This window comes from Ancylobacter aquaticus (assembly GCF_004339465.1).
Taxonomy (GTDB): domain Bacteria; phylum Pseudomonadota; class Alphaproteobacteria; order Rhizobiales; family Xanthobacteraceae; genus Ancylobacter; species Ancylobacter aquaticus.
In genome coordinates this window covers 1-3,164 of sequence record NZ_SMFY01000011.1, presented here as the reverse complement: position 1 = coordinate 3,164, position 3,164 = coordinate 1, and the positions used below count along the sequence as shown (strand labels likewise).

3 protein-coding genes are annotated in these 3,164 nt (G+C 69.3%); all 3 read left to right on the top strand.

The window, feature by feature from the left end:
- On the top strand, positions 1-956 hold a 956-nt coding region (locus tag EV667_RS22480), incomplete at its 5' end, for an NAD(P) transhydrogenase subunit alpha (RefSeq protein ID WP_131837548.1).
- A gap of 179 nt (positions 957-1,135) precedes the next feature.
- Positions 1,136-1,636, top strand: coding sequence for a proton-translocating transhydrogenase family protein (locus EV667_RS22475; protein WP_131837547.1), 501 nt, complete (start codon positions 1,136-1,138; stop codon positions 1,634-1,636).
- 8 nt (positions 1,637-1,644) lie between these two features.
- Positions 1,645-3,048 (top strand): NAD(P)(+) transhydrogenase (Re/Si-specific) subunit beta, encoded by a 1,404-nt coding sequence (locus tag EV667_RS22470; protein ID WP_131837546.1) that lies wholly within the window; start codon positions 1,645-1,647, stop codon positions 3,046-3,048.
- Positions 3,049-3,164: the final 116 nt, after the last annotated feature.

Here is a 3,164-nt window from a genome sequence, read left to right as displayed (position 1 = left end):
CGCTGAAGGGGATCAACCCCGGGGCGCTGGTGATCGCGATTGCCGATCCCCATGGCCATGAGGCGGCGCTCACCGAGATCGCCGGCACGGGGGCGAGCCTGTTCGCCATGGAGCTGATGCCGCGCATCACCCGCGCGCAGGTGATGGACGTGCTGTCCTCCCAGGCGAACCTGGCCGGCTACCGCGCGGTGATCGACGCCTCGGCCGAGTTCGGCCGGGCCTTCCCGATGATGATGACGGCGGCCGGCACGGTGCCGGCGGCGCGGGTGTTCGTGATGGGGGCGGGCGTTGCCGGCCTGCAGGCGATCGCCACGGCGCGCCGGCTCGGCGCGGTGGTCTCGGCCACCGATGTGCGCCCGGCGGCGAAGGAGCAGGTGGAGAGCCTGGGCGCCAAGTTCATCGCGGTGGAGGACGAGGAGTTCAAGCAGGCGGAGACGTCCGGGGGCTACGCCAAGGCGATGTCGGCGGAGTACCAGGCCAAGCAGGCGGCGCTGACGGCGGCGCACATTGCCAAGCAGGACATCGTCATCACCACGGCGCTGATCCCCGGCCGCCCGGCGCCGAAGCTGGTGTCGGCCGATACGGTGGCGGCGATGAAGCCGGGCTCGGTGCTCATCGACCTCGCGGTGGAGCGCGGCGGCAATGTCGAGGGCGCCGTGCCGGGCGAGGTCGCCACCACGGCGAACGGCGTGAAGATCGTCGGGCATCTGAACGTGCCGGGCCGGCTGGCGGCGACCGCCTCGCAGCTCTACGCCAAGAACCTCTACGCGTTCGTGGAGACGCTGGTGGACAAGGCCACGAAGACGCTCGCGGTGAAGTGGGACGACGAGCTGGTGAAGGCGACGCTGCTGACCAAGGACGGGGCGGTGGTGCATCCCGGCTTCCGGCCTGCGGAGACGGCTCCGGCATCTGACGCTCCGGCTCCGGCTCCGGCGACGGACGCCTCGGCGGCGTGAGATGCGCCGTGATCCCGGACGGCCGCAGGCCGATCCGGGAGCGCGTGCCCGTTCCGGCGACGATCCCGGCTCAGCGCGTCGCGCGCCGGCCGGGATGACGTTCTCGCCATGCGGTTCAAGAAACAGCAAGCCCATGGGTTGCCTCGGGCGACCTTCGAGATCCAAAGGGAATTGAGGAAATGGCCAATCCGGCAGGGGGCGTGATACTCGCCCAGAACGCGCCGAGCGTCTCGGACGCCGTGGCGCAGAACGCGGCCGAAGGGGCGCGCATGGCGGCGGAGGTCGCGCGGCAGGCGGCCGAGGCGGCAGCAGCCTATGCCGATGCGGCGGCGCAGAGCTATGCCGAGGTCGCGGGAGGCGCGGTGCACGCGATCTCCGGCGGGGCGATCGACCCGTTCGTGTTCCAGCTCGCCATCTTCGTGCTGGCGGTGTGCGTGGGCTACTACGTGGTGTGGTCGGTGACGCCGGCGCTGCACACGCCGCTGATGAGCGTGACCAACGCGATCTCGTCGGTGATCGTGGTCGGGGCGCTGCTGGCGGTGGGCGTCGACACGGTGGCCGAGGGCACGGAATGGGCGCGGGGCTTCGGCTTTGTCGGCCTGATCCTGGCGGCGGTGAACATCTTCGGCGGGTTCCTGGTGACCAGCCGGATGCTCGCCATGTACTCCAAGAAGAAGTGAGCGCGGACATGAACGCCAATCTGGTCGCGCTTCTCTATCTCGTTTCGGGTGTCCTGTTCATCCTGGCGCTGCGCGGGCTCTCCAGCCCGGTGACGTCGCGGCAGGGCAATATTTTCGGCATGGTCGGCATGACCATCGCCATCGTGACGACGCTGGCCTCCTCGCCCCCGGCGGGGCTGGGCGGCTGGGCGCTGGTGATCGGCGGGCTCGCCATCGGCGGCGGCGCCGGCGCGGTGATCGCCAGGAAGATCGCCATGACGCAGATGCCGCAGTTGGTGGCGGCGTTCCATTCGCTGGTCGGCCTCTCCGCGGTGATGGTGGCGGCGGCGGCGCTCTACGCGCCGGCGGCCTTCGGCATCGGCGATCCCGGCTTCATCCACGCGCAGGCGCTGGTCGAGATGAGCCTTGGCGTCGCCATCGGCGCCATCACCTTCACCGGCTCGGTGATCGCGTTTGCCAAGCTCAACGGCAACATGTCGGGCAAGCCGATCATGCTGGCGGGGCGCCACCTGATCAATGCCGGCCTTGCCGGCCTGATCGTGGTGCTGATCGGCGTGCTGGTCATGACCGAGAGCCACACCGTGTTCTGGCTGATCGTGATCGCCGCGCTCATCCTGGGCGGGCTGATCATCATCCCGATCGGCGGGGCGGACATGCCGGTGGTGGTGTCGATGCTGAACAGCTACTCCGGCTGGGCGGCGGCGGGCATCGGCTTCACCCTGTCGAACACGGCGCTGATCATCACCGGCGCGCTGGTGGGCTCAAGCGGCGCGATCCTGAGCTACATCATGTGCAAGGCGATGAACCGCTCCTTCATCTCGGTGATCCTGGGCGGGTTCGGCGGCGATACGTCGGGCGGCCCGGCCGGGGCGGTGGAGACGCGCCCGGTGAAGCAGGGCTCGGCCGAGGACGCGGCGTTCATCATGAAGAACGCGGCCAAGGTGATCATCGTGCCGGGCTACGGCATGGCGGTGGCGCAGGCCCAGCACGCGCTGCGCGAAATGGGCGACCGGCTGAAGGCCGAGGGCGTGGAAGTGAAATACGCTATCCATCCGGTGGCGGGGCGCATGCCCGGGCACATGAACGTGCTGCTGGCGGAAGCCAACGTGCCCTATGACGAGGTGTTCGAGCTTGAGGACATCAACTCGGAGTTCGCGCAGGCGGACGTGGCCTTCGTCATCGGCGCCAATGACGTGACCAACCCGGCGGCCAAGACCGACCCGACCTCGGCGATCTACGGCATGCCGATCCTGGACGTGGAGAAGGCGAAGACGGTGCTGTTCATCAAGCGCGGCATGGCGGCGGGCTATGCCGGGGTGGAGAACGAGCTGTTCTTCCGCGACAACACCATGATGCTCTTCGCCGACGCCAAGAAAATGGTCGAGGACATCGTCAAGAACCTCAACCACTGACGAGGCGAGGGGCGGGGGCGAGGCGGAGGCGGCGGGGCGGATCGGCCCCGCCCGCCCGACCCTCCCCCCATCCCACCCGAGCCCGCGAAAGGCCCGCCAACCGGCGGGCCTTTTTG

Coding starts and splice junctions, on each gene's coding strand:
- EV667_RS22475 (WP_131837547.1), top strand. CDS start 1,136: ATGGCCAATCCGGCAGGGGGCGTGATACTCGCCCAGAACGCGCCGAGC.
- EV667_RS22470 (WP_131837546.1), top strand. CDS start 1,645: ATGAACGCCAATCTGGTCGCGCTTCTCTATCTCGTTTCGGGTGTCCTG.